Origin of the sequence: Ferruginibacter paludis (assembly GCF_030409685.1) — a bacterium.
Lineage (GTDB): Bacteria > Bacteroidota > Bacteroidia > Chitinophagales > Chitinophagaceae > Ferruginibacter > Ferruginibacter paludis.
This window is the reverse complement of the sequence record NZ_JAUFQJ010000004.1, coordinates 477539-503543: the sequence shown is the minus strand read 5'-3', so window position 1 is coordinate 503543 and position 26005 is coordinate 477539. Positions and strand designations below refer to the sequence as shown.

Below are 26005 nucleotides of genomic sequence, written 5' to 3'. Positions count from 1 at the left end.
CAAAATGATCAACCAACAAATAACCAAACGCAGGTATTATTATACAGCAATATTTGCTGTAATTTTTTGCAGCGCTGCGTTTATTGTTACTGCACAAACCAATAAAAATTTTATTTCCAACCCGATACTGCCCGGCTATTTTGCAGACCCAACCATTGTAAAAGAAGGCGATACTTATTTTATTTATGCCACCATTGATCCATGGGGCGGCGATGAAGTAGCGGTATTTGAAACCAACAATTTTAAAAAATTTATCCGCCGCCATATTAACTGGCCCACCAAAAAAGCCTGTACCAGTCCAACTTCCGGCGATTCAAAGGTTTGGGCACCTTCGGTAACAAAAGGCCCCGGTGGAAAGTTTTATATGTATGTTTCCGTAGGCAGTGAAGTGTGGGCAGGGGTGAGCAACAAGCCCCTTGGCCCATGGAAAAATTTAAAGGCGGATAATTCGCCGCTGGTTGCAAAAAATGATTATCCCGAAGTACACAACATAGATGCGGATGTGTTTATGGATACCGATGGTGCTGGTTATTTGTACTGGGGCTCTGGATTTAACTGGGTGAATGGCCACTGTATGGCAGTAAAACTAAAGCAGGATATGGTAACGTTTGACGGCTTGCCAAAAGAGGTAACGCCGCCCCATTATTTTGAAGCACCGCACATGATAAAACGAAAAGGAAAATACTACCTGATGTTTTCAGAAGGTAAAGCCATTGATGCTACCTACCAGGTTGGATATGCCACAGGCGACACGCCCTTTGGCCCGTTTACAGCTGGGGTAAATGATCCAATATTATCCACATCAAACGACAGTACAACTTATGGCCCCGGCCACCATACCGTGTTTACCGTTAAGGGACAGGATTATATTTTATACCACCGTATTCATCCGCAAAATAAAGCCTATGTGCTAAGGCAATTGTGTATTGACAGCCTGCAATTTGATGCCAATGGAAATATTCTAAAAGTAAAACCAGGTGGCGTGAAGAAATTAATAAAGTGATTGTAAGAAAATAAATGGCTGGTAGCGTAACAATTTTAAAGACATCCTTTTTTATTGGTTTAAGTTTACCCGATATTTACTGTATCAAATAAAATTCATTTTATAAAAGATGTACACTAAAAAATACCTGCTTTTTACGTTTGTCGCATTGTTAACTTTTACGGCGTTTGGTCAGCAAAGTACGGATGCAACACTCAATTCCATTCCGGTAGTAAAGCCCGGAGCCACACTGGTAAAACTGCCACAGCAATTTGCATTTGCCGAAGGCCCGGCGGTGGATAAAAAGGGCGATATCTATTTTACCGATCAGCCCAATGATAAAATATGGAAATATGATATCAATGGAAAGCTGTCTTTGTTTATGGACAAGACCGGCCGTGCCAATGGTTTGTATTTTGATAAACAGCAACGCATCGTTGCCTGTGCCGATGAACAGAACGAACTGCGTGCCATTACGCTGAAAAAGAAGGTAACCGTATTGCTGGATAATTTTGAAGGCCAGAAATTAAACGGTCCCAATGATTTGTGGGTGGATAAAAAAGGCGGTATTTATTTTACCGATCCCTATTATCAACGTGATTACTGGCAACGAAAGAAACCCGACATGAAAGGTTGTTATGTGTACTACCTGCCAAAAGGAAGCCGCAAAGCCGTGATCGTTGATAGCACATTGATACAGCCCAATGGCATTGTAGGCAAGGCAGATGGTAAGACGCTGTATGTGGCCGACATCAACGATAATAAAACCTGGCGCTACCAAATTAATGCAGACGGTAGTTTATCCAACCGCCAACTCTTTGCAGCCCAGGGCTCCGACGGGATGACGATTGACAGGGAAGGCAATATTTATCTCGCTGGTGTGGGCGTAACCGTGTACAATGCGCAAGGCGTAAAATTGGGCAACATACCTGTGCCTTCCAAATGGGTAGGCAACCTATGCTTCGGTGGTCAACGTCGTGACTTGCTGCTGATCACTGCTTCTGAATCGGTGTATACTTTGCAGATGGCTGTGAACGGGGAGGAGTGAGTGCAGGCTGATTTCTTATATAACTTTTTTCTGATGCTTGAATTGCTGACTTTGCATTGGAAACATTTTATTATTGTAACTGTAGACTCTGGAAGGATTGACGAAATGAATGGATAATTTACTACTATGGAAAATAAGTATGAGTTTTTTTCTCTTGAAGATTTAGTAAAGGACGGAAAGGATTTGAAAATGAAAATCAACACATCCTTTGAAACTATTGAGTCATTGGTAGATTCCTTAAAAAATGAGGTTAAAAAATTAAATCCTTCGTCCCTTTTTTTAGAGACGGTATGTTATGACCTGATTAGTAGATTGCCATTGCCATTACACAAATATGATGACACATTTGTGTTACGGGCAAGAGAAAATATTTCAAACCTATTTACAACTAAATCAGAAATAAGTTATAATTCTACAAAGCCTGAGGTTATTAGTCTTGGAAGATTTAATAGAGCAAATGAGGCTATGTTTTATTGTACGGCACCAATTAGTGGTCCAAATGTAAATGGCGCGTTAACAACTATAACTGAAACTTGTAAAGAAATATTTGACGAAGAAAGTAATTGGCAGCATAAGTCTTTTACAATTGGTAAATGGATAGTGCAAAAACATATTAAACTGGTTGCACTAGCATTTTTTGATGAAGCTTTAAAAAAAAGTGTTCACATGAGAAACATTATTTATCATTTTGATCAATTTCTTGACTCAGCTTTTAACGAGGAGGATCAAGTCAAGTGTAGAATGTTTTATGGATATTTCTCGCAATGTGCCGGTAAGGTAAATGATACAGATAGTAACTATCTATTAACAAATGCTTTTTACTTTGCCATTAGAAAATATTATGGTGAAGAAACCGGTATTTTATATTCAAGTGCAACAACTGAAAATCATGGAATCAATATTGTTTTGACCAAAGAAATTGTTGATAGTGGATACTTGAAACTTGATGCCGTAGTTCTTTACGAAATAATAAAAAGTTCATCAAATTTTTACAATATTTCATGCATGCCACTAATGCAATCTCTTGTTGACCAAAATGGAAACTTTGAATTAAAGAATATCATAGACCAATCCTTGATAACTTAAAGATTTAATCTGCCTAATTTTAAGGGTTTACGTTTCTTTGGTGGAAATAGCGTTAATGAATAGAAAATAACTCCCGGGATTTTTACCGAAAATTCAGTATTAAAAAATGTTTGTATCCATTATCGTTTAACTCCCCATCCATAATTTGGTTTATCACCCAACAAATACACCAGCTTTCCACCTTTAGTAATATCGCTAAAATAAATCCAGGGCTCATTAATTTTTTTACCGTTCAGCGTTACGGATTGTATGTAGATATTTTTGGCTGAATTGTTTTGAGTAATGATTTCAAATTTTTTACCTGCGTGATATTCTTGATCCAGCCAGATAGTTGTCTTATCAAACAAGGGAGCGGTCAACATTACTTTTGAATCTTTCTCCACACCACCGGTCATCTCAAAAAATCCCATGGCGGTATTTACAAACCAGCCAGACATCTGCCCCTCATCTTCATCGCCTTCCCAACCTTTATAAGGCGTCATTCCATAAAAGGCATCTATTATTTTTCGGGTGTATAATTGTGTTAACCAGGGTTTACCCGAATAGTTAAACAACCAGGCCGCCTGCATATTTTCTTCGTTACCATGATTGACATAATATTCAAAACTGCTGTCCTGGTGCCGGTCGAATGCATAAGCAGTATAATTATGTTTTGCTGCTTTTTTAAATCCTTCTTCCAGCCGCTGATTAAAAAGATCTTTACCCATCATTTCTATCAATCCGGGTACATCGTGCGGAACATACCAGGTGTATTGCCAGCCATTTCCTTCAATCCAGTTTTTGCCATTAAACGGATCATAATTTTTTTCCCAGTTGCCCATGGAATCTTTTGGTACCTGCCATTTTAATTCCGGATGAAACTGGTTTTTCCAGTTTTGTGACAGCTTCATGCAATACGCATAATCATCCTGCTTGCCCAATGCAAGGGCAAGTTGTGCAGTGCAATAAAAGGTGTACGCATAATCCAGCGTACGGGAGGAGCGTTCAATTTCATAAGGCACGTAACCCAGGCGGGTAAAGTAATCCAGCTTTTCCATGCCTGCTGTGCCTGATTTTTCTGTTCGTCCTCCCTGCTCTTTTGCATTGTGAATGATGGCCTTGTAAAATTTATCCAGGTCGTAGTTGCGAATGCCCTTTTGATACGCGGCTACCATCAGCGCAATTTCGTGTGTAACTTCCATGATACCGGTATGTTCCAAACCCGTGGGGCCATCACTCGTCCAGCCGGTTTTATCAAACAACTCCAGTTCTGTCTTTACCCAATTGTTCATCATATCAGGTGCAATGGTGGAGAGCAGGAAATTATAATTCCAGTAAGAATTCCAGAAAGCATCGCCGCCATACATTTTACCGTTGGCCGGTAACTGCTGAATGAGTTCTTTAGGATCCCGGTACCTGCCGTCAGCATCGCTCCAGGTTTGTTTTGAAAAGCTTCTGTATAAGTTGGTGTAGAATTTTGCCTTGTTCGCTTCATCTCCTTCTACAGTAATTTTCGACAACAAATTATTCCATTGATTCCTGGCAGCAAGCCTTGCCGTTGTAAAGTTCCAGCCAAAGCCATCCATTTCGGTGGCCAGGTTATTCCTTGCACCGGCCAAATCCACCAGTGATAAGCCCACCTTTAATTGAATGGATTCTTTATCGCGTACATCAAAGTTTACAAAGCCGCCAACGTTGCCATCGCCGGAAATCGCTGCGACATCTTTTTGGATTTTATTGCCCAGCCAGCCATTCAAAGATTTAAATGGTTTACTGAACTGGATGGAGAAATAAAGTGTGTACTGGTCATTGTTGATATCCACCGATCCTTCTACCAAACTATCATTTACTTTATGGATAATTCCATTACTTACCCCCGCGTTCATCTCCGTGGGAAAAAGCAGGCTGAGTAAAATACGGGCTTCTTCATTTTTAGCAAACGTGTATTGGTGAAAGCCGCAATGCGTGGAAGCAGTCATCTCTGCCAGGCAATCCGCATCATACAAAAAGCAGGAATAATAACCAGGTGAAGCTTTTTCCGTTTGCTTTTCAATGCGGGAATGAAAGCCTGCGCCTGCGCCACGATAAGGACTTGTTGCAGATCCGGGCGTATTGGTGAAGTCCTGCACTGCAGGCATAATCATTAACCCTGCCATGTTATACGCATGCAGGTGACTAAAGCCGGTGACGTTTGCAATAGAATAATCGTAGCCGCTCATCCAGCCTGCATCCTGGTTATCCGGTCCGAGTTGTATCATACCATAAGGCACACTTGCATAGGGCCCCAGCATCCAGCGGGCATTGGAAGTACCGGTGAAAATATTTACGTAATCAACAGGTTGTTTTTGTGGCGGCAGCTTGTGTTGCTGGCACAAGGTTGTTGCCGGAAGCAGGAATGCGGCAAGACAAAAAATCAATAAGACCCTGTTTGCTGGTAGAGATATTTTTTTCATAATTAGCCGGAGGAGCAAGTATATCAAGTGGTTTAAATTTATGAAGTTCGTTTTAGAGAAATATATGTTTCTGATAAAGAGATATAAATCGTCCGGCTAAAATTGACTTAATTTTCTGATACTTCAAAAGTTATTGTTGAATGCAGGAACCTGCCGGCGGGTTATAAAAATCTATGCGGATCCTGGTTTAGAATTCATTTATCCCGGCGGAAAAGGCTGGGCAAAATACAATTGCAATGTTGAACCAATTGCTGTAAAATTCAAATGCAAAAGAGCTTCGGTCGCCTGCAATGGATTCCTTTTAGGCAAATTCGATGTTGATAATGCTGCCGTATAAAACGGGGTAATTTTTTAACTATGAGGACGAGCAAAAATCAACTATTTTGAACAATGTGTCGAGGTTGTGCGGAACGCTAGCCTGCTCACTTGTTTAATAAAATCTACTCACCAAATTAAACCAGAACGTATGCCATGCCGGTGAACCAAATGTGGTAGTAACGGCCACCTGCGCAGCGATGTAAACCAGCAGGCCGGTCCATGTAACAGGATGAATGCGTTTTAGTGTAATCCAGTCGTAAATAAAAAGCGGAATAAGCATCAGATCCAGGCAGATAAAGGGCCAGGCGCCGGCTTGCAACCAGGGCATGCGATCGATGGCAGCCTGCATTAGCACCAGTGTTGCTAAAAAGAGCAACCGCTTGTGGGCCGGGCCGTTTTTTCTTACCAGAATGCCCCAGGTAAAGAAGAACCCAAATACCTGCATAATGTATAATTGTACCAGCAAAATATCAAACAGAAAGCTATCTGCCGGAACCGCGTTGCCTATCAGCGCATGGGCAGATGCAACGCCCATAGAACACCAGATAATGATACCAAGCCCTGCGGCATATAAGCCCAGTGCACGGTGGAATTTAAAGTTGCCCTTTAAAGCCAGCCAGCTTTGGAGGATATAAACTATCAGCCAGCTAACCATTAAAGCACCGTGCACATGCGCAGACCAGTGAATGTTGAATTCTCCTGCATTCATGGCAACGTAGCTGGGGATAAAACCAATAAGTGAAATGACAGGGAAAATAGATGCCATTATCACAAAAAAATACTTACCTCTTTGTGCGGATGCTGTTACTACTTTGTTATCATGCTTTAATTGTACAACATTACCCTCATTCGATCCCGTAGTGCATTGGTTCATGAAACACTATTTTAGACAGTGGTTGAAATAGTAATGGCCAAAGGTACCGGCATCAGCCGTATGCCGACAATCACCTGAATTGGTGATTTTACTGATTGTTGATGAGGAAAAAAGGAATAATTGAAAGGAGCGGATAGTTGTAGATTGAAATTGAATAGCCCCTGATAATTTCGGAGCGCTTATCAACAACACTTATTAATACGTTGCCGGCGATGATAAGAAAGAAAACAATTAAACTAATTTTTGTTTGATGGCTTTTGCAACGGCTTCACTTTTGGAATGTACGTGCAATTTTTCGTAGATGTGCCTCACATGGGTACTTACAGTATCGGCAGAAATAAAACATGCTGCTGCAATTGCTTTGTAAGATTTGCCGTTTACCAACAGGCCTAAAATTTCTTTTTCCCTTTCAGACAACTGAATAAATTCATGTTTTGCAATACTGGATTGCGACCGGAACATCTGCAGTACCTTGCCGGCAACAGAAGGGCTCATGGCAGCGCCACCCTGGTAAGTTTCTTCAACAGCTTCCAGCATTTTTTGCGGTGTTGTTTTCTTCAGCATATAACCGGATGCACCTGCACAGATAGCAGCAAATATCTTATCATCGTCTTCAAACACCGTCTGCATCAGGATCCGTACAGCAGGAAATTTTTCTTTGATTATTTGTACGGCTTCTATTCCGGAGATGCCCGGCATGTGTATGTCCATCAATACAACATCCGGCATGGAAAACGTAATGTTGCGGATAAGATTGGCGGCATCCGGAAACGCACCGGTACACACCATACCTGCAGTGTTGATCAGCTCTTTCAAACTCTCCCTAAGTTTTTTATTGTCTTCAAATATTGCTACCTTAATTTCCATCCCGCTTGTATATATCGTTCGTAAAGAAATGCTTCTATTTAATCAACTACCCTTACCTGATCAGGTGATTTTAAAACTAATTTGTACTTCAGTTCCTTCGTTTATTATAGAACGGATTTTCAGTGAGGCATTTAAATCTGCCGCTCGTTTTCTCAAACTGCTCATTCCGTTACCATCGTATTGTTGCGACGTATCAAAGCCCTTTCCATTATCACGGATAATCATTTTTATATGATGTTCTTTTTTACCTATGTTGATCCATACATTTTTGGCATGTGCATATTTTGCTGCGTTATTAACTGCTTCTTTAAAAAAAAGATACAAGTTTTTGCGTTGCTCCATCGTGAGTTTGGAAGCCATAAGATCCGGTGAAGTTGAAAAATCCAGCTGTGTATTATTTGTATCAAGCATTTCTGAAGCAAACTGGTTCATGCGTTGCACTATGTTTTCAAAACGGTCATTTTTGGGATTCACCGCCCACACAATATCACTCATGTTCTCCTGAATGCTCAATGCGCTTTCCCCAATAGAATTCAGCAATGATGCAGCTTCCGGTGATTTGTTTTTTGCCAGTTCGCTCATAATGCTAATGCTGCTAAGCGTTGAACCAATGTCATCGTGCAAATCATCTGCAATACTATTACGCATGTCCTGCAGTTGCTGTTGCCGTTTATTTTTTAAGATGATCACCGCAATCGTCACTGCGGCAACGGCCCCTGCCAGCAAAAGGAATAACCAAAACTGGTTTTGCAATTTTAACCTGGAAGCGGTAATGGCCTGCTGTTTTTCCTGCTCTTTATAAACAAGATTTTGAATAGCGACTGTTTTGTTATGGTTGAATAAGCTATCCTTTATGCTTATTGCTTGTCGCAGGTATTTTAATGTACTGTCCGGATTTTTTTTTAATTCATACATTTCGGCTAGCAGGTTGGCAGCCTTAAGCAAACCAATGGGATAAGAGATGGCTGTTTTTTCTGCAAATACTTTATTGGCATACCAAATGGCGGAATCGGGGTTGGCTTTTGCCTTATACACTTTGGCAATGCCGTTGTAGCTATCAATAATATCTGTGGTGGCATTATTTTTTACGGCGACGGGTATACCCGTTCTGTAATAGATAAGTGCTGAATCATACAAGCCCATACCAGCAAATGCATTTCCCAGCACTGGATATATTACTGTATACCATCCTTCATAATGCCATGCCTTAATCTGTTTAAAGCTTTTTTGAGCATAAAGTAATGCAGAATCTGGTTGATTCATTCCATCAAACACGCGGGAAAGATCGGTACAGATAAATGCAATACTATCAGGAAAAGAGTTGTCAACAATTGTAAAAATATTGCGGTCGTATTGCAAGCTGGTACTGTAGTCATCCAGGTAATAGTAGCATTGGGCCAGTCGTGCATTGGCCCAAATCATGTTGAGTGGCAGGTTTGTTTCTTTTGCAAGGGCAAGCGCCTTAAAGCCAAAATCGATTGCCATTGGGTAATTGCCGGTAGTTGTATAAGCGTCTGTCAGCGATAATGCTGCATTCAGAACACCGGGTTGATACCGCAGGTTTTCTGCTAAACGCAATGCCTGTTGCGCATACAATACAGCAGTGTCCGGAAGCGAAGCCAAAGAAACAAAGCTGATTTCTGACAGCAGGTTTACTTTATTGGTATCTTGCTTTTGCGTTTGTAATAATTTTTTTAAGGAATCGGTTTCACTATTTTGAGCATACCCGGCTGCATAAAAAAGAAGAAAGATGAAGCCGAAGCCTGTATTGCTTTTTGCAATGTTCATGTATAAATGTAATAACAATATACACATAAACCCAGTTTCTTCTCAGTTGTAGAAAACAAGCAACGCCTTTACATAAAACATATAGTAGCAATAAAAAAACATACAATGGCATATAGCAGGTATAATTTATCAAATTACAAAACGATGATACGGGTAGTATTTTTATCCATCGTGATTTTTTTCGTAAAAAGCATGGCAGCCCAAACTAATTCTCCGTTACCCGTTACAGACAGAAAGCTCTGGCTTGGTTACCTGGATAAAATCGCTCGGCCTGTTTTAGTCAATCTCGCCGGCAATACCTTAAAAGAAAATATGCCGGTGGTATTGTCAGAAAAAGTGGATAATAAAAAAGCCAGAACTGAAGCAGCGTACCTTGAAGCATTTGGCAGAACACTTTGCGGAATAGCGCCCTGGCTTCAGTTGCAGGAATGCGATGCAGAAGAAAAAAAGTTGCAGAATGAATTCAGGCAGCTGGCGTCACAGGCATTGACGAATGCAGTGAACCCAACGGCAAAAGATTTCCTGTTGTTTACCGGCACACAGTCGTTGGTAGATGCCTCTTTTTTGTCGTTGGCTTTAATCCGCTGCCCCTGGTTATGGCAACAGGCAGATGCTGCTACAAAGCACAACCTACAAGCAGCTTTTCTATCAACCCGCAACACCGTACCATATTACAGTAACTGGTTGTTGTTTAGTGCCATGATTGAAACTTTCTTTTGCAGGTATCAGTTGCCCTATGATAAAATGCGGATTGATTATGCAGTAAAAGAATTTGCCAGCCATTGGTATACAGGTGATGGCATGTTTTCGGATGGCATGCAATTTCATTTGGATTATTATAACAGTTATGTTATTCAGCCTTACCTGCAATGCATTGTTGATGTGGTAAATAAAAAAGACAGCAGTTATCAGGCCCTTGCACCAACACTGCAAAAAATAGCCCGGCGTTATGCCGTGGTGCAGGAAAGAATGATTAATACAGACGGGAGTTTTCCGGTGACGGGAAGATCCATCACTTACCGTGGCGGTGCCTTTCATCATCTTGCCAATATGGCTTACAACAAACAGCTGCCTGCAGAATTAAGTCCGGCACAAATACGGTGTGCGTTAACAGCGGTTATTAAAAAAACATTGGATGCGCCTGCAACATTTACTGAAAAAGGCTGGCTCAATATTGGGCTATGCGGTTCGCAACCTGGGCTGGCAGAAGGTTATATCAACACCGGCAGTGAGTATCTCTGCACGCAAATATTTTTACCTTTAGGATTGCCTGCAACAGATAATTTTTGGAATACACCTGCTGTACCCTGGACATCAGTAAAAATATGGTCAGGCCAGGATGTACCTGCGGACCACGCCGTGGAATGAAATAATACTAGCAGTATCCTCCATCCACCTCAATATACAGAAGCTGACGGCATAATATCTGCATCCTTAAAAGCCGCAATATAACTGTCTTTATAAAGTACAGCCTCGTTTTTTTTACCTTCTGCCAACAGGCTTTGGTACAAGCCAAGCAGCGACCAGCCGTTGTTGGGGTTGGCAAGCAGATCTTCCCGGTATACTTTGTCTGCAGCGGCAGGTTGCTTCATTTTTAAAAGATACGCACCCAGGTATTGTCTTGCAGGCAGCACCCATTCCTGAGGTTCGCGGTAAATGAGCTTGTCCTCTTCTTCTACAGCGGTTCTCAAGGCGTTGATGGCATCGTTGGTATTTCCTTGCGCATAATCAATTTCACCTTTTAATATTCCGGCTGCTATGCGGGCCATTTGTACGGGTGCGTTAAAAGGTATTGAACGGATAGCCAGCATCGTATCCTGCATGCCTGTCTGCAGATGATCCAGCAATTGCCGGGCGGCAGCTATATTCTTGTTGTGCACCTCTGATAATCCCCTTGCAAAATCATCCAGTATCATTGCGTATTTCCAGTTTTCGTTTGGTTTGGGTGTGGCTAATATCTGCTCCCATTTTCCCATCCGAACCATGGCCAGTACCGGCAGCATCAACACTTCCTGGCTATGCGGATCTTTATCAATACCTGTTGCCAGTGCCAGCATCCTGTTTTTTGCTCTTTGGTACAACGGCACCGCCTTGCTGTACATTCCTGCATTGATTGCACAAAATGACTGAACTGCATACACATGCACCATATTGTTTTTACCGATGTGTAAATTGGGTGCCAGATCATCTATTGTGTTGTTTGCCGTATTGGCATCTTCGTTTACTGAAACACCTTTTGCAAAAAGGCCGTTGCGCTGGTACATATGTGTAGCCATATGTACCATATGTGCCACACCGGGCATGGCATCTTTTAATATTTCCGCACTGCGCAGGGCCAGTTGCGGCTCATGCGAGGCTTCAGTAAGATGAATATAATAGTGCAGTGCAGCAGGGTGCAAACGTTGCCGCTGTATAATACCTTCACAAAGGTTTACCAGCTCCTGCGTCCAGCTTTTTGGCGTGCCATCATTGTTCCAGAAATCCCATTTATGTTGCAGCATAACTGCATCTACATACAGGGCTTTGATATCATCATCGCTTCTAAACTGCTTTACCAGTGCGTGCAAAGCTGCCGCATAATTGCTGTCCAGCTGAGGCCTGTCTGAGTTGCTTGTATCGGCAGAGTATCTTAGTTGCATAGCCTTAATTAATTCTCTTTCTTTCTCACTTGCACCAGGCATATGTTTGTTCATATCTTTCAATACAGCCGGTACCTCATTACCCATCTTATAATAATTATTATTGTAGTAAGGCCCCATGGCAAGGGCCTGGCCCCAATAAGCCATGGCACAATTGTTATCAAAACGGGTGGCTTCTTTAAAAGAAGCCAATGCCTCCCTGAAATGATAGCTGTAATAAAAGTTAAGTCCCTGGTTAAAATATATTTGGGCACTGTCATTGGTGGTGCTGATAGCATAACTGTAATGTCCCCATCCCGGCAACAGTGAAATAAATTTGCCATTATCCCCGGCCGTTACACCGGTTGCAGGAAAACCGCAGGAAATGACATCATGTTTTTCAGCGGCAGCGGCAACGGGTTTGTAAAAAGCTTTGCCTGCTACAAGTGCCAGCACGCAAAGTATAAGTACGGGCGTGAATAATACGTTTTTCATACAGAGTCAATTTGTATTGAAGATAAAAATATTTTTGCTGCAAACGCAGCGTAAACAGCAGCTTTACACAAAGCTCCTCCGCATGTGGTGTAAAGCAGCTGGCAATTTGTATTCGCTACAACTTTGCGGGATTATAGAACGCGGGGGATCGTTTTTCTGTATGCAATGTTGAAATTTTTCTCATCCGTTTTTTTCGTTGGTGTTTTTCGTTACTTTACGGCATGAGTACAGACAGGAGTAGCCGGTATAAAACCCCGGTGTATAAAAAAGATCAACCAGATGATAGTTATAAATTTAAGCCACTGCCCGGGCCTGTTGGGGTATACCCGTTTCACCTCGATATCAAAAGTATTATCCCGGATATCCATAGCGAAAAAATTATATTTCACATGGTGGGGGATACGGGTAGCTTACGCAACCCGGAGTTTACCCGTCTGGTGGCCAATGCGATGGCGCTTCAATGTGCGGAATCTGAAAATCAACCGCCTCAATTTCTTTATCACCTGGGAGATGTAGTATATAATCACGGGGAGGTAACAGAATATGACCGGCAGTTTTTTATTCCCTACCAACAATATCCAGCGCCAATTTTTGCGATACCCGGCAACCACGATAGTGATGTGAATCCGGCCGCTGTACAGCCTTATAAAAGCCTGGAGCCTTTTGTAAAAGTGTTTTGTTCACCGGTGCAACAGCCTGTTGATTTTAGTTTGATAAAAGACCGGCCAGGTATGACGCAACCCAATATTTACTGGACGATGGAAACACCACTGGCAACTATCATCGGGTTATATACTAATGTGCCTAAATATGGAATTGTTACCAAAGAACAATGTACCTGGTTTGCTGAAGAGTTAGTTACTGCCGGTAAGCAACATCCAGACAAAATGCTGATCGTTTGTATGCATCACTCACCTTATTCAGCGGATATTAACCATAGTTCAAGTATTGCCATGATTGAATTTTTGGAAGAAACATTTTTTCAAACAGGCGTTAGACCAGATGCGGTTTTTAGCGGACATGTGCACAGTTACCAGCGGTTTCTGAAAACCTATCCTGATGGGTTTACTACTACCTATATAGTGGCCGGTGCCGGTGGATATGATGAATTGCATCCTGTGGCTACATTGGATAATCCACAGTTTTCGGGTGATCATCCTTTGTTTAAAAATGTTGTACTTGCTAACTATTGTGATAATAAACATGGATTTTTAAAATTGGTGATTGAAAGGAAAGAGCATGGCCCGCAGTTAACAGGTGAATATTTTTCCATCGCACACGAGTATACAACAGACAAAGCAGCAGATGCGCATGTGGTTGAAAGATTTAGCGTAACACCGGGTAAAAAACTTACGTATAAGCAGACAGGAGATTAGGCAATAGCATGGCATGTTTGATAAAAATTAGCTTTATTCCAGATGTTTTAAAAACGATAAAATTTCGCCCTTTTTTCTAAAGGAGATGGCTACGGTGCTGCCGTCTTCCATTTCCATGTAACTGTTTTTACCTTTGTAGTATTTTTTTAAAAACTGGGTATTTATCACCCATGAATTGTGCACCCTTATAAAATTAGATTCGGGTAAAAGTTGTTCCAGTTCCTTCAGTGTTTTGCTACAGGTTATTTTCTTTTTATTTTCCAGCGATACGAGGGTATAACTTCCCTTTGCTTCGCAACTTACTATTTCATCTTTATTGATAAAAATAACGCCATCGGTAACCGGTAAGCCTATCTTATTATGACTAAAATTTGATTTAAGGTCTTTTAGCACTTTAAGAATGTCGGTGTTAACGGATAAGGAATTTATTTTTACAATAGCCTTTGCAGTGGCCTCTTGCAACTCGGCAATACTGATGGGTTTTAATAAATAATCTACCGCGTTGTGGCGAAATGCTTTTACAGCATATTCATTATAAGCAGTAATAAATATCACCTGGAAATCGATATCGGGTAACTGATCCAGCAGCTCAAACGCATTGCCTTTGTTTAGTTCAATATCAAGGTATACCAGGTCGGGTTTAAGCCTGTTTATCAGTTTGATTGCATCGGGTATATTCTTTGCATTGCCAATCAATGTCACATCATCAGCACAATGCTGTTGTATCATCGTTTCCAGTAGTTCGATGTTTCTTGGTTCATCTTCAATGTGTACCGCCTTTATCATGTTTTATATTTATATGGCAATTGTATAATAACTTGTGTACCTGCGGAAAGGCCATTATCCAGGTGCAAATCTTTAATTTCAAATTCCATTTCCAACTGGTTGATTTCGGTAATCACAGACAGTCTTTTTTTGATGATATCCAGTCCGTGACTTTTATGTTCAGCATACAGATTATTTTTAAAATCGTTGATGTTGTCTCTGCCCACACCATTGTCCGTAACAGTACATTTTACAAATTCATGGTTCAATTCAAAATGAACAGTTAGCATCCCTTTCCTGTTTTCCAGGGGTTTAATTCCATGCCTGATGCTGTTTTCTATTAATGGTTGCAGCATCATGTTCGGTATTTGCATTTTATCCGGCTCATCAATGTTTGCAACTGTCAGTTTATAAGTAAACTGGCCCGGCATTCTTAGTTGCTCCAGCATCAAATATTCAGTAAGGTATTCTATTTCACCGTTAATTGTAATAAAAGGAACAAGCGACAGATCCATGGTTTTCCGGATGAGACGGGAGAATTTTACAAGGTATTCACTTGCTTCCATTTTGTTTCCCTTAAGTATTAACTGCTGTATAGAAGTAAGACAGTTAAAAATAAAATGCGGATTCATTTGTGAGCGAAAGGCAGCCTGTTCCAGTTCATGTATCCTTCCATATAAAGTAGTTTTTCTTTTTTCTTCTCTTCTTATTTTTTCTATTCTTTTTCTAAAGTAGATATAGACTAACAAAGGCAGTAAGATGGCTAAAATTAACCTGAGCCAGTTATTCTGCCACCATGGTTTTTCAATCGTAATTTTTAGTGTTATAATTTCAGAGCTTCTTTTCTGGTGCAAGGCAACCGCTTTAATCTGAAAGTTGTAAGTGCCCGGTTTAAGATTGTCTATCAGCAATTCATTATTAGTTGTGGCAGACCAGGTACTATCTGAGTTATCGAGCCGGTATAGATAGCTGATTTCATCTGCCACATTAAAACTTACGGCGCTGTATTTTATCAGCAACCTGTTTTTTGAATATGGCAGGCTGATGGCATTTACAGCGCTTGTATCGGTACTACTGGTGCTTACAGAAGTAATATAAAAAGGAATTACGGGCAGAACTTTATCCAAAAATTTGTCGGGTTCGTTAATAAAATACAGTCCGCTACTTGTAGCAGCAACTATATTGTCTTTATATTTTATCAGCTGATTGATCGTTAGATTGAAAAAGCCATCGTTTTTTCCTATTTGGGTAATGGTATATTTTAAAGGATTATAGCCAGTAATCACTATAACTGAAATTCCTTTTGCTGTTGCCACCCATAATTTATTTCCGATGGGTAATATGTATTTAATTTTATTGCTTGGCAGTCCGGTTGATTCAGTAATCGTACCGATGATGTTTGTATCTTTTAGTAAGGCGATTCCACCCTGGCGTATGCCAAGTATCATTATGCCATTTTGCATTTGCCTGATGCAGTTTACGCCGTTACTTAAAAGTGGCGACGATTCTTTGAACTTTATTAATGTATCATTACCACTATTAGATTTATACAGGCCATCATTGTTACCTGCCCAAATGTTTGAATAGATGTCAAAGAATAGTTTAGATGGTTTATCTAAAATTTGTTTACCAAAAAGCAGGTAATTGGTATCAATAACAGAGATTAATTTTTTATCAGGATCGAAACTGCTTTTATATTTCTCTACCGAGTTGCCGTCTGAGTAAATTATTGTATTTTTTTTTAAGATTCCTTCTGCGGTTGAGGCTAACAAATAAAAGTATCGAAAGTAAGGGTCAGTTGATTTAAATATATTTCTTCTAATAAACACCCCGCCCAAATAGTATAGTACTTTTTTATCTATAAGCAAATCTGTTGTCGAATAATTTTTGAGCTTCCATAAGGGATAGCTTTTCATTTTATTAAATTTAAATATACCTGATGAATTGGCATAAATCAGCATACTATCATTAACATTCAACATTCTTAGTATTTCAGGATTTTCTTTGCTATCGATTTTGGCGTGAATTATTTGTGTGTTTTTAATATAAAAGACGCCGTTTTCCAAAGTTGATAACCAAAGCCCACCCTCATAATCCAACTGGATGGAAGAGACGCTTTTATTAGTGAATACCATAGTTTCAGTTGCCTGCAATGAAGAGGCATCCAATAGTAAAGCTCCGCCCTTTCTCATGCCAACCCAAAGATTACCTGAATCCAATCGCAGGCTAAGGATGTCATTTGCCATCTGTTGAAACACATATGAACCGTCCTGTTTTAGTTTTATCAATGTTTTTCCGCCAAAAAAATATATTTCCTTTTTATTATTGGCAACAACTCCATAGTGCGGAGTGGGAGGGAATTTCACTGGAATTGTATAGGAGGTAACCTTGGAGCCATTATTTATATGCAGAAGCAAAGTGTCAGAGCCCCATGCTCCAGAAATTGTTTTTTGAACAGAATAGTTTTTTTCACTTAAATAGTTAAGCTTAAATTCAGTTGAGATATGTTGAACAATAGCGTAATTATATGAAGTAATATGGCCAGACGCAGATATAACGTAATTGGAATCAATACTTGAATTAAGCGTAATGTTATCAGCACTGTCTACATATGCCTCTATAATTTCTATTTTTTTAATCCGGCTCCTGATCTCAGCGTTGAACTTGTACGGATGTATTTTTTCATTTTCAAAATAAGCCAATTGAGCAGTGTGTGAAAAGAACCATATCCTGCCTTTACTGTCTTCTTTAATTTTAAAAACAACCTTATCAGGCAAGTCAAACTGTTCGATTTTTTTACCATTAAACCTTACTACGCCGAGATCGGTGGCTATCCATATATAATGCCTGGAATCTTCAAAAATATAGTAGGCTTCATTGCTTGGTAATCCTTCTTCCTGGGTAAAGTTTTTAAAGATATATTCCTTTTCTTGTGCAGACAGGTTAAGTGGAGCAATGTTAAATGCAAGGCAGCAAATGAGGATTAAATAGCACTTCATTCATTTAAAGATAACATGCAAAATTATTTCTGCTGCAGAATTTTTTATCAGCATGAAACCTGCCTGACTAATTATTGCGGTTATGTACAAAACCTGTACGGATATTGTTAATAAATGACAAATAAAAACTGAGAGTATTTCAGTTTAATCTGAGTGCTATATTTGATTTACCAACCTGATTTGTACTACTAACAATATTTCCGGGGATGTACACATGTAATACTAAACGATTACAGGTTACTCCCTGGACCCTATGTTGCCGATAATTTTCATCCAACTTACACTCACACAATCAATTTTTCATTTTTGCCCCCGGGCAGGAAATGAAAAATTGTATTGATTGATTTGCCCTTCCTGCCTTGACCGCAATTTCTACCGGCTAAAGTAAATTCATCCTGACAGGGCGTTCGTATAAAAACGATCACCTGCCTTTTTTTATAACCGGTAGCATTTGACATGTATCTGGTAAAAAAAATAATTGGTCCAAATTTATATTATGCTGAAGTACTCCATTGCAGGTAGTTTATAAGATTTTTAAGAGTGGTAATTTGATGTAACCCTTACGGGTATTGAGTTGCATTAAAAAATAAATTCAGGATATTTATTAAGAACTATTGCATTTGGTATTTGAATACTATATCTTGACACTCGTAGATCGCACATCTTACAGCTTCCCCTGGTAATCATTCTGTACGTTTTTAATTAATCAAAAATTGGTCATTCTAAACTATTCTAATTATGCAATCAGAATTTTTATTTTCAAAAAAGTCAATACTGCAGCACGGGCTAAAATCATGTTTGCCCGCCATCGTTCTCATGATCTTTATAAGTACACCTGCATCCGCACAGCAAAAATCCTTATGGTCGGATGTTGCAGAAACAAAAATAAGGGCTGCACAGGGTGCCCGCATGATTGTACCCCGTGTTTACAGAACAGTCGCACTGAATCAGTCAACACTGAAAAGTCTGTTAAAATCACTTCCGATGGAAAGCAGCGTTGCAATTCGTAATTCAGGCAAAACGATCACCCTGCCAATGCCCGACGGATCGTATCAAAATTTTAGGGTAGTGGAATCGCCTGTTATGGAACCTGCGCTGATGAAAAAATACCCGGAAATAAAAACCTACTCGGGCCAGGGCATTGAAGATCCTGCGGCGACGGTTCGTTTTGACTGGACACCCAAAGGTTTTCATGCCATGATTCTATCACCAAAAGGTACTGTCTTTATCGATCCTTACAGCAAAGGAGACGTGGCTAACTACATCAGTTATTATAAAAAAGATTTTGTGCCGGCCGGCCGTAAAAATTTTTCAGAAGAGGCATCCGGAGAGGATATACTTAAGATGAAATCAGCCCCGCAAAAAAAAGTACCAGATTATGCAGGCAAAGAACTGGTTTCATCAGGCACGCAGTTACATACTTACAGGCTTGCATTGGCTGCAGATCATAATTATACTACATTTCAAGGGGGTACCAAAGCGCTTGCACTGGCGGCAATGGTGACTACCATGAACCGCGTGAATGGTGTGTATGAAAAAGAAGTATCGGTACATATGAATATCATAGCGGGCGATGATGCATTGATTTATCTTACCGCAGCGGGCGACCCATACACGGCATCAGGTGCATGTGATCTTCGTCCGCAGAACCAAACCAATATTGACGCCGTTACCGGAAGCGCCAACTACGATATTGGCCATTTGTTTGCCATGAGCGCCGGCGGTTGTGCCGTAAATAATTCTGTTTGTAATAATTCCCTTAAAGCGTATGGTGTTACAGGTAACAGCAGCCCTGTGGGAGATCCTTTTGATATTGATTATGTAGCACATGAAATGGGGCACCAGTTTAACTGCCCGCATACCTGGAATGGTACCCAGGGTTCCTGTTCGGCGGGGCAATATGCGGCGGGCTCAGCCTATGAACCCGGCAGTGGAACCACCATAATGAGTTATGCCGGTATATGCGGCAGTGATGACTTGCAGCCACACAGTGATGCTTTTTTTGCGTCTAAAAGTTTTGATGATATCGTGGCATACACTTCTACAGGCACGGCGAGTGCCTGCGGTGTTGCAACGCCTACAGGTAACAATGCACCTGCTGTAAATGCCGGCCCCGGTGGATTTACCATTCCAAAAAGTACGCCTTTTACTTTAACCGGTTCAGGGTCTGATCCCGACGGTGACCCACTGACTTTTGAATACGAAGAGTTCGACCTGGGGCCGGCAGGAGCTCCCAACTCACCCAGTGGCAATGCACCCATATTCAGATTTTTTCCGCCGGGTAATTTGCCTACCCGAACGTTTCCTAAATTGTCAGATATACTCAATAACACACAAACCCTGGGGGAGATATTGCCCGGCTATACCCGTACTTTAAATTTCAGGCTTACTGCCCGTGATAACAGGGCCGGTGGTGGTGGAGTCGCATATGCTTCGGTTTCTTTGAATGTAGACGGTGCCTCAGGCCCATTTGTGGTAACATCGCCGAACACGGCCGTTGCCTGGTGCCCGGGGGTACATACGGTTACATGGGATGTTGCCAATACCAATGTGGCACCTGTAAATGTTGCCAATGTAAAAATACTGATGTCTTCAGATGGCGGAAATACTTTTCCAACTGTGCTGGTTGCAAGTACTCCCAATAATGGCTCGGCCCCCGTTACAATACCATGCACAATCAGCAACCAGGCCCGCATAAAAGTAGAAGCCATTGGCAATGTTTTCTTCGATATTTCAAACGTCAATTTTACCACGGGAGATAATATACCGCCCACTTTTACTGCTCCGCCCAATGTAACAATATTTAAAGATGCCAACTGTAATTACACTGTGCCGGTTGCAACAACAGGTGATGTAACCAATGAAGCAGATAACTGCGATGCTACGCTCAATGCTACTTTCACTGATGCAGTCGCTAACGGTACTTGCGAAGGCGAATTAATCATGACCCGGAAATGGACACTTACAGATGACTGTGGCAATACTACTGTTCATAACCAAACCATTACGGTAACCGACAAAACTCCGCCTACTTTTACAGCACCACCAGCTATTACTATTTATAAAGATGCGAATTGCAATCAGAATGTTACTGTAAGTGTTACAGGAGACGTTACGGATGAAGCAGATAATTGTGACCATACCCTGAATGCCGTATTTACAGATGGAGCACCTGTACCAGGCAGTTGTGTTGGTAACGAAACCATTACCAGGAAATGGACACTGACAGATGATTGTGGCAATTCAACCAGTCACAACCAGCTTATTACTGTTAAGGATACAACTGCACCGGTAATTGCTAACATTACTGCTACGCCTTCCTCTTTATGGCCTCCCGATCATAAAATGAATAAAGTGCTCATTGGGTACACAGCTGTGGACAACTGTTCACCGCCTGCAAAAGTAACGACTGCACTAAAGGTTGCAAGCAATGAGCCGGTGAATGGCACAGGTGATGGCGATACTGCCCCCGATTGGATTGTGCAGGATAACCACCAGGTATCTATCCGGGCTGAAAGAGCCGGGACAGGTAATGGCCGGATTTATACCATCTTCATTACAGCAACCGACGACTGCGGAAATAAAAGCATGGACTCGACACATGTGATTGTCAATCATGATAACAGCCTCGCGGTGGTAAGAATTTTACCGGCGCAGGAAAATGTTGCGGGTCTTGAAGGCAAGGTATTTCCAAATCCCGGCACGGGCATTTTTAATGTGGTGGTAAAGAGTAATAATTCAACAGAAAAAGTTGTAATGAAAGTAACCGACGTGTATGGCAGACTACTGGAAATAAAAACCGTGAATGCCAATTCAACAACCAGTATTGGATCGGGTTATGCACCGGGCGGTTATTTTGTACAGTTAATACAAGGCAAACAACATCAGCAAATGAAATTGATTAAGACCATGAAAAGGTAGGCAGCAAATCTCTATGATTTGAATCGTCGGTTTTTTAACCCCGGCTGGCATGCATTGCTTCCGGGGTTATTTTTTTAAAACGATGAAATTGTGAAAAGTAGTTTGTATAAAATGGTCGATCATCAGGTAATTGACTTTCACGTTAATTGTTATAATTTAAAATGCTTCATTCAAGCCCAGGAAAAACCCTTTTGAACCGTATTTGCCAAACGCATAATCCAAACAGAGATTGGTACGGGTGTGTTTATTGAACAGTACCCGTAAACCAGCGCCACCGCCGGGTTGCCATCGCTCAAATAATTTTGTACCGAATGCATCGTTGGCGGTTTGCATATTGAAAAAACCAACGCCGCTTAAAAACTTGTTATTGGTTATCGGGAAACGGTATTCCATTTCGGAGTAATTGTATTGCGTGCCTTTGAAATAGGCAACAGTATAACCACGGCCACTTCTGAATCCGGCATCTTTTCCCGTACCAGCTATCTCAAGGTAAGGTAGTACGCCGCTAACTAAATAGGACCCCCAGTTCCAGAATGCCAACACATGCTCCGGGTGATTGGATGAAAGGGAGAAGTATTTTCTAAAGTCCGTTAAAAATTGCAATGCATTTTTTGAACTGCCCAGCCAGGTTTGATTTAACCGAAAACCTGCATCGGCATACATGCCTTTATAGGCACGGTTCTGGTTGTCCCGGGTAGTATATTGTACATTCAATAAAAGGCCGTTGGAACTGTAATGATCGCGGTTAAAGCCATGTTGGTCGCTGTAAATATTGTAGGGTGTTAAGGCTGTAGCACCATGTAACCTGTCTTCAATATTTTTTCTTATTTCGAACGAAACGCCTGCCCCAACAAAGAGATTTTTTTGTATTTCTTTATACACTTTTTCCCTGAAGTTAAAATACAGCGAATGCAGCACATACCCCTTTCGGGTAGGGTTACTCAGCACTAAATCAGCGTCGGTTTTACCGGAGCCCTCGCCGATGCCCAATCCAAAATCAGGTGTTACACTTTTAGCTGTCACAAGGCTGCCCTGCAGGTTCCATTTGTTACCCGGCGTGTAGATATTGTGGTTGATATAAAAATAGATGATGCCTTTGGTTGTAATGGAAATGGATGTAGCGGCCACCGACATAAAAGTGGCAGGATCAAGTCCCAGTTTTCTGCCGGCCACTGCCTTAATGCCTATCTGAAAACCAATAGTAGGGTTGGCTGCAATATTGGGTATCACCGTTATGCCCGATGGTTTCTTATTATTTACCTTCAGCTTCCCCTTTGGGTAAAAAATGTCCCGACCCAGGTCAGCTACATCATATTCACTCACTGGTTTCATAACTGTAAATTCAGGTTTTAATTCCGGATGGTGTAACGAATCCACCTTCACTATATCAACAGGCATCGATTGGCTGTAACTATAGTTGCTGCTGCATAGCAGCATTAATAACACTGCTATTGGCATCACAACTAAACGTACAGAATTACGGTTTGGGGATATTAATATCTGCTTATCTATTATTTTATTTTCGTTCATCGCAATAGCAAAAAACAAATTTTAAACCAAAACGACCGGGCCTGGCGGAGGCTAAACTCTCTGTCCTGACTTCCGTAAATTTCAAACTAATTATTTGTGCCGGTAAATCCTTGTGGCAAGCACAGTTTTCATGGTTGTTTAATTCAGTAAATAGTTATCAAAAACGATGATCTTTACAACCAATTTTTTATTATGAATTTACCTGTACATCAATTTCTTCGGATCCTGTTTCTATTTCAATGCTGTTTTATTTTAACTGCCAAAAAAGCAACCGCCCAGGATCCTGCTTTACAAAAACAACTGGAGGAAAGTCAATACCTGAAGACGGTTATGAAAAATGACCCTGCCAATGCGGGGCTGACCAGGTGGTTAAAAAAGCCGGTGGAACAATCCAGGATTTTACCATTGGCTGATGACTTTTATGCGTTAAAGATTAATGGACCTGGTACAATCCATATCAATCATGATATTACAAAATCAGCAAGCGGCAGCATCGTGCTGGAAACGCCTGCTTCTCTTGCCATAAAAAATCCAACCAACAGAAGTTATGCTTCTGCAGAAATGATCCGGCCTTTAAATGGAGAAAATTTAACCGGCTTCAACCGCTTTTCTGTTTGGGTATATGCCGATGCGCCGGGCTTCTATTCTGTTTTTGTAGGCTGTACTTTATACAACGGTGGTAAACATATCATGCCCACGCCCGGCCGTTTTGAAGGTCAGCATTTTGAAACAATCTATCCCGGCAAATGGCATCGCATTGTTTGGGAAATGCCCGATTTATACCGTGATTCGGTAACCGGTTTTTCTGTCAACATAATGCTGACAGGTTCACCAAAAGGTGCTGCTGATAAATTGAAATTATATGTGGATGATATGCGCATAGAAAAAGTGGAGCCTGAAAACAGCAGGGGTTTTACTTTGAGGAAAGATGCAATTGCTTATAGTCATAGTGGTTATACAAGCAATGCGTCCAAACAGGCACTGGTGCAAAATACCACCGGCACTACTTTTCAGCTGCTCAATGAAAAAAATAAAGTGATGTTTAAAGGAGAAGGGAAAAAAATGGATAGTGGTTTTGTGCAGCTGGATTTCAGCTCGTTTAATACTCCCGGATATTACACACTGAAGACAGGCAACCGCCAAACCAAACCCTTTGCAATCGGCGATGATGCCTGGCTGGCGACGGCATGGCATACACTCAATTTCTTTTATGCAGAAAGATGTGGTTACGACCAACCCGGCATTCACCAGGCCTGTCACCAGGATGTTTTTTGTGTTCATCCTGATGGAAGAAAAATAGCAGTGAATGGCGGCTGGCATGATGCAGCAGATTTAACACAGGGCGTGGGGAACACCGCCCGTGGTGGCATGGCGATGCTGCAACTGGCAGCTTCGGTTAAAAACAAAAACAAGCAATTGTATGAGCGCCTGCTGGAAGAAGCACGCTGGGGGTTGAACTGGACAATAAGCACGCGTTTTGGCGATGGCTACCGCGAAGGCGGATTGATCATTGGTATCTGGACGGATAACATCGCCGGCACCAAAGATGATATTGAAGGCAAGGCTACCAACAACCCGTTTGATAATTTTATCGCAGCTTCTTACTGTGCCATGGCCGTTCCATTTTACAAAGAGACCGACACGGTATTTGCACGCTGGTGCCGCAATAGTGCCATTGAAGATTTTACTTTTGCCAATGATATGCTGGGCATGTTTGCAACCAGTAAAAATGAAACAGAATTGTATGCGCAGGCAACGGTATCTGCCATGCATTTGTACCGCCTCACAAAGGAACAACGTTACCTGGATTGGGCAGTTCAGTATGCGCATGTTGTGATGGATTGCCAGCAAAAAGGAAGACGTACTGATTGGTCAGTACCGCTGCATGGATTTTTTTATGAATCGAGACAAAAGAAACGCATATTGGAATTTTTTCATCGCAGCAATGAAGAGCTGATGATACAAGGGCTGACCATGTTGCTGACCGATGCACCACAACATGCGGATGCGGTTGCATGGAAAGCTTCCTGCCAGGCCTATGCAGACTACCTGCATGCTATTGCAAAGCTGGCATCACCTTACGGTATTTTGCCTGCCGCTGTCTATGAATTAAACAACGCCGATTTCACAGGTATTTATCATGAAGGTGACCAGGTGGGCATGCCTTCGATGGAAGAGTACAATGCACAGGTAAAAAATGGTATTCCATTGGGTGGCAATTTTTACCTGCGCCGTTTTCCGGTGGCATACCAGTTCCGTGGCTTTCATGCGGTGCTGATGGGAAAAGCCAAAGCAGCTTTTCTTTTATCCGGTGTATTAGGTGATCCCGAATTAAAAAAGATAGCTACGAGGCAACTGGAATATATTGTCGGTTATAATCCTTTTGCCATGAGTACTATTTATGGTGATGGCTATGACTATCCGCCCCTGTATGGAGCCTATGCCGGCGACGTAGCAGGAGCCGTACCGGTAGGAATTGAAACCTTTGAAAATGAAGACCAGCCTTACATGCCCATGCAGGTAAACGCTACGTACAAAGAGATATGGACGCATACTACAGCCGGTGTGATGTGGTTGGTGGCAGCGATTTTGAAGGATTAAAAACAAAGCCCTACTTTAGTACTCATAATCAACTACCGAAAATATACCGCTATGCCACAATTTTTTTTGCCGTTGTTGGTATTAGCTCATCAATTCAAATAATTTCCATGTCCCTCGGGCGCCGTTGTTGTGTCTCCTGACCAACAACCGAAGCTGCGCAAGATGATATGTTCAATAATGTGCGGGCATTCTAATATTGCGAATCTAAATTATCAAGTATAAGGCGAATTCAACGTAATTGGCGATTCAACGTTCCGGCTGTTGGTCATGAGACACAACAGCGGCTTTTGCTGAGATGGGAAGTG

The 26005-nt window shown here is 41.4% G+C and carries 15 protein-coding genes; 7 read left to right on the top strand and 8 right to left on the bottom strand.

Features of this window, described 5'->3' with window-relative positions:
• The first annotated feature begins 4 nt into the window (after positions 1–4).
• The 3 genes from QWZ08_RS07855 (at position 5) to QWZ08_RS07845 (ending at position 3116) form a co-directional block, all read left to right on the top strand.
• Positions 5–1003, top strand: a complete 999-nt coding sequence (locus QWZ08_RS07855) for a family 43 glycosylhydrolase (protein WP_290336779.1) — start codon at positions 5–7, stop codon at positions 1001–1003.
• A gap of 109 nt (positions 1004–1112) precedes the next feature.
• Positions 1113–2030 (top strand): SMP-30/gluconolactonase/LRE family protein, encoded by a 918-nt coding sequence (locus QWZ08_RS07850; protein WP_290336778.1) that lies wholly within the window; start codon positions 1113–1115, stop codon positions 2028–2030.
• A gap of 126 nt (positions 2031–2156) precedes the next feature.
• Entirely contained in the window at positions 2157–3116 is a 960-nt protein-coding gene (locus QWZ08_RS07845) for a hypothetical protein (RefSeq protein WP_290336777.1), read from the top strand.
• 119 nt (positions 3117–3235) lie between these two features.
• Here the strand turns inward: QWZ08_RS07845 and QWZ08_RS07840 are convergent, their stop codons facing one another.
• The 4 genes from QWZ08_RS07840 to QWZ08_RS07825 form a co-directional block, all read right to left on the bottom strand.
• Entirely contained in the window at positions 3236–5548 is a 2313-nt protein-coding gene (locus QWZ08_RS07840; protein ID WP_290336776.1) for a GH92 family glycosyl hydrolase, read from the bottom strand.
• Between the two features lie 430 nt (positions 5549–5978).
• Entirely contained in the window at positions 5979–6740 is a 762-nt protein-coding gene (locus QWZ08_RS07835) for a hypothetical protein (RefSeq protein WP_290336774.1), read from the bottom strand.
• Positions 6741–6971: 231 nt separating this feature from the next.
• Positions 6972–7607: a response regulator gene (locus tag QWZ08_RS07830; RefSeq protein ID WP_290336772.1), complete on the bottom strand. Its 636-nt coding sequence runs from the start codon at positions 7605–7607 to the stop codon at positions 6972–6974.
• Between the two features lie 60 nt (positions 7608–7667).
• Entirely contained in the window at positions 7668–9395 is a 1728-nt protein-coding gene (locus QWZ08_RS07825; protein WP_290336771.1) for a tetratricopeptide repeat-containing sensor histidine kinase, read from the bottom strand.
• A 105-nt stretch (positions 9396–9500) separates the two neighbouring features.
• On the opposite strand from QWZ08_RS07825, the gene QWZ08_RS07820 reads away from it, so the two are divergent.
• Positions 9501–10763: a DUF2264 domain-containing protein gene (locus QWZ08_RS07820; RefSeq protein ID WP_290336769.1), complete on the top strand. Its 1263-nt coding sequence runs from the start codon at positions 9501–9503 to the stop codon at positions 10761–10763.
• Positions 10764–10792: 29 nt separating this feature from the next.
• On the opposite strand, the gene QWZ08_RS07815 is transcribed toward QWZ08_RS07820, so the two are convergent.
• Positions 10793–12508 carry a hypothetical protein gene (locus QWZ08_RS07815; protein ID WP_290336767.1) on the bottom strand — a complete coding sequence of 572 codons (1716 nt, stop codon included), beginning with the start codon at positions 12506–12508 and terminating at the stop codon, positions 10793–10795.
• Positions 12509–12729: 221 nt separating this feature from the next.
• Here QWZ08_RS07815 and QWZ08_RS07810 point away from each other — a divergent pair, with 221 nt between their 5' ends.
• Positions 12730–13884, top strand: a complete 1155-nt coding sequence (locus QWZ08_RS07810; RefSeq protein ID WP_290336766.1) for a metallophosphoesterase family protein — start codon at positions 12730–12732, stop codon at positions 13882–13884.
• 33 nt (positions 13885–13917) lie between these two features.
• On the opposite strand, the gene QWZ08_RS07805 is transcribed toward QWZ08_RS07810, so the two are convergent.
• Positions 13918–14670: a LytR/AlgR family response regulator transcription factor gene (locus QWZ08_RS07805; RefSeq protein ID WP_290336764.1), complete on the bottom strand. Its 753-nt coding sequence runs from the start codon at positions 14668–14670 to the stop codon at positions 13918–13920.
• Positions 14667–17648, bottom strand: a complete 2982-nt coding sequence (locus tag QWZ08_RS07800) for a sensor histidine kinase (protein ID WP_290336763.1) — start codon at positions 17646–17648, stop codon at positions 14667–14669. The genes QWZ08_RS07805 and QWZ08_RS07800 overlap by 4 nt, the downstream gene beginning before the upstream one ends.
• 738 nt (positions 17649–18386) lie before the next feature.
• Here QWZ08_RS07800 and QWZ08_RS07795 point away from each other — a divergent pair.
• Complete coding sequence (locus QWZ08_RS07795; protein WP_290336762.1) at positions 18387–21569, top strand: reprolysin-like metallopeptidase; 3183 nt, start codon at positions 18387–18389, stop codon at positions 21567–21569.
• A gap of 156 nt (positions 21570–21725) precedes the next feature.
• Here QWZ08_RS07795 and QWZ08_RS07790 read toward each other — a convergent pair whose 3' ends face one another.
• Positions 21726–22901 (bottom strand): BamA/TamA family outer membrane protein, encoded by a 1176-nt coding sequence (locus QWZ08_RS07790; RefSeq protein ID WP_290336761.1) that lies wholly within the window; start codon positions 22899–22901, stop codon positions 21726–21728.
• Between the two features lie 390 nt (positions 22902–23291).
• Between QWZ08_RS07790 and QWZ08_RS07785 the strand changes: the two genes are divergently transcribed.
• Positions 23292–25700: a glycoside hydrolase family 9 protein gene (locus QWZ08_RS07785; protein ID WP_290336760.1), complete on the top strand. Its 2409-nt coding sequence runs from the start codon at positions 23292–23294 to the stop codon at positions 25698–25700.
• The last annotated feature ends 305 nt before the right edge of the window (positions 25701–26005 follow it).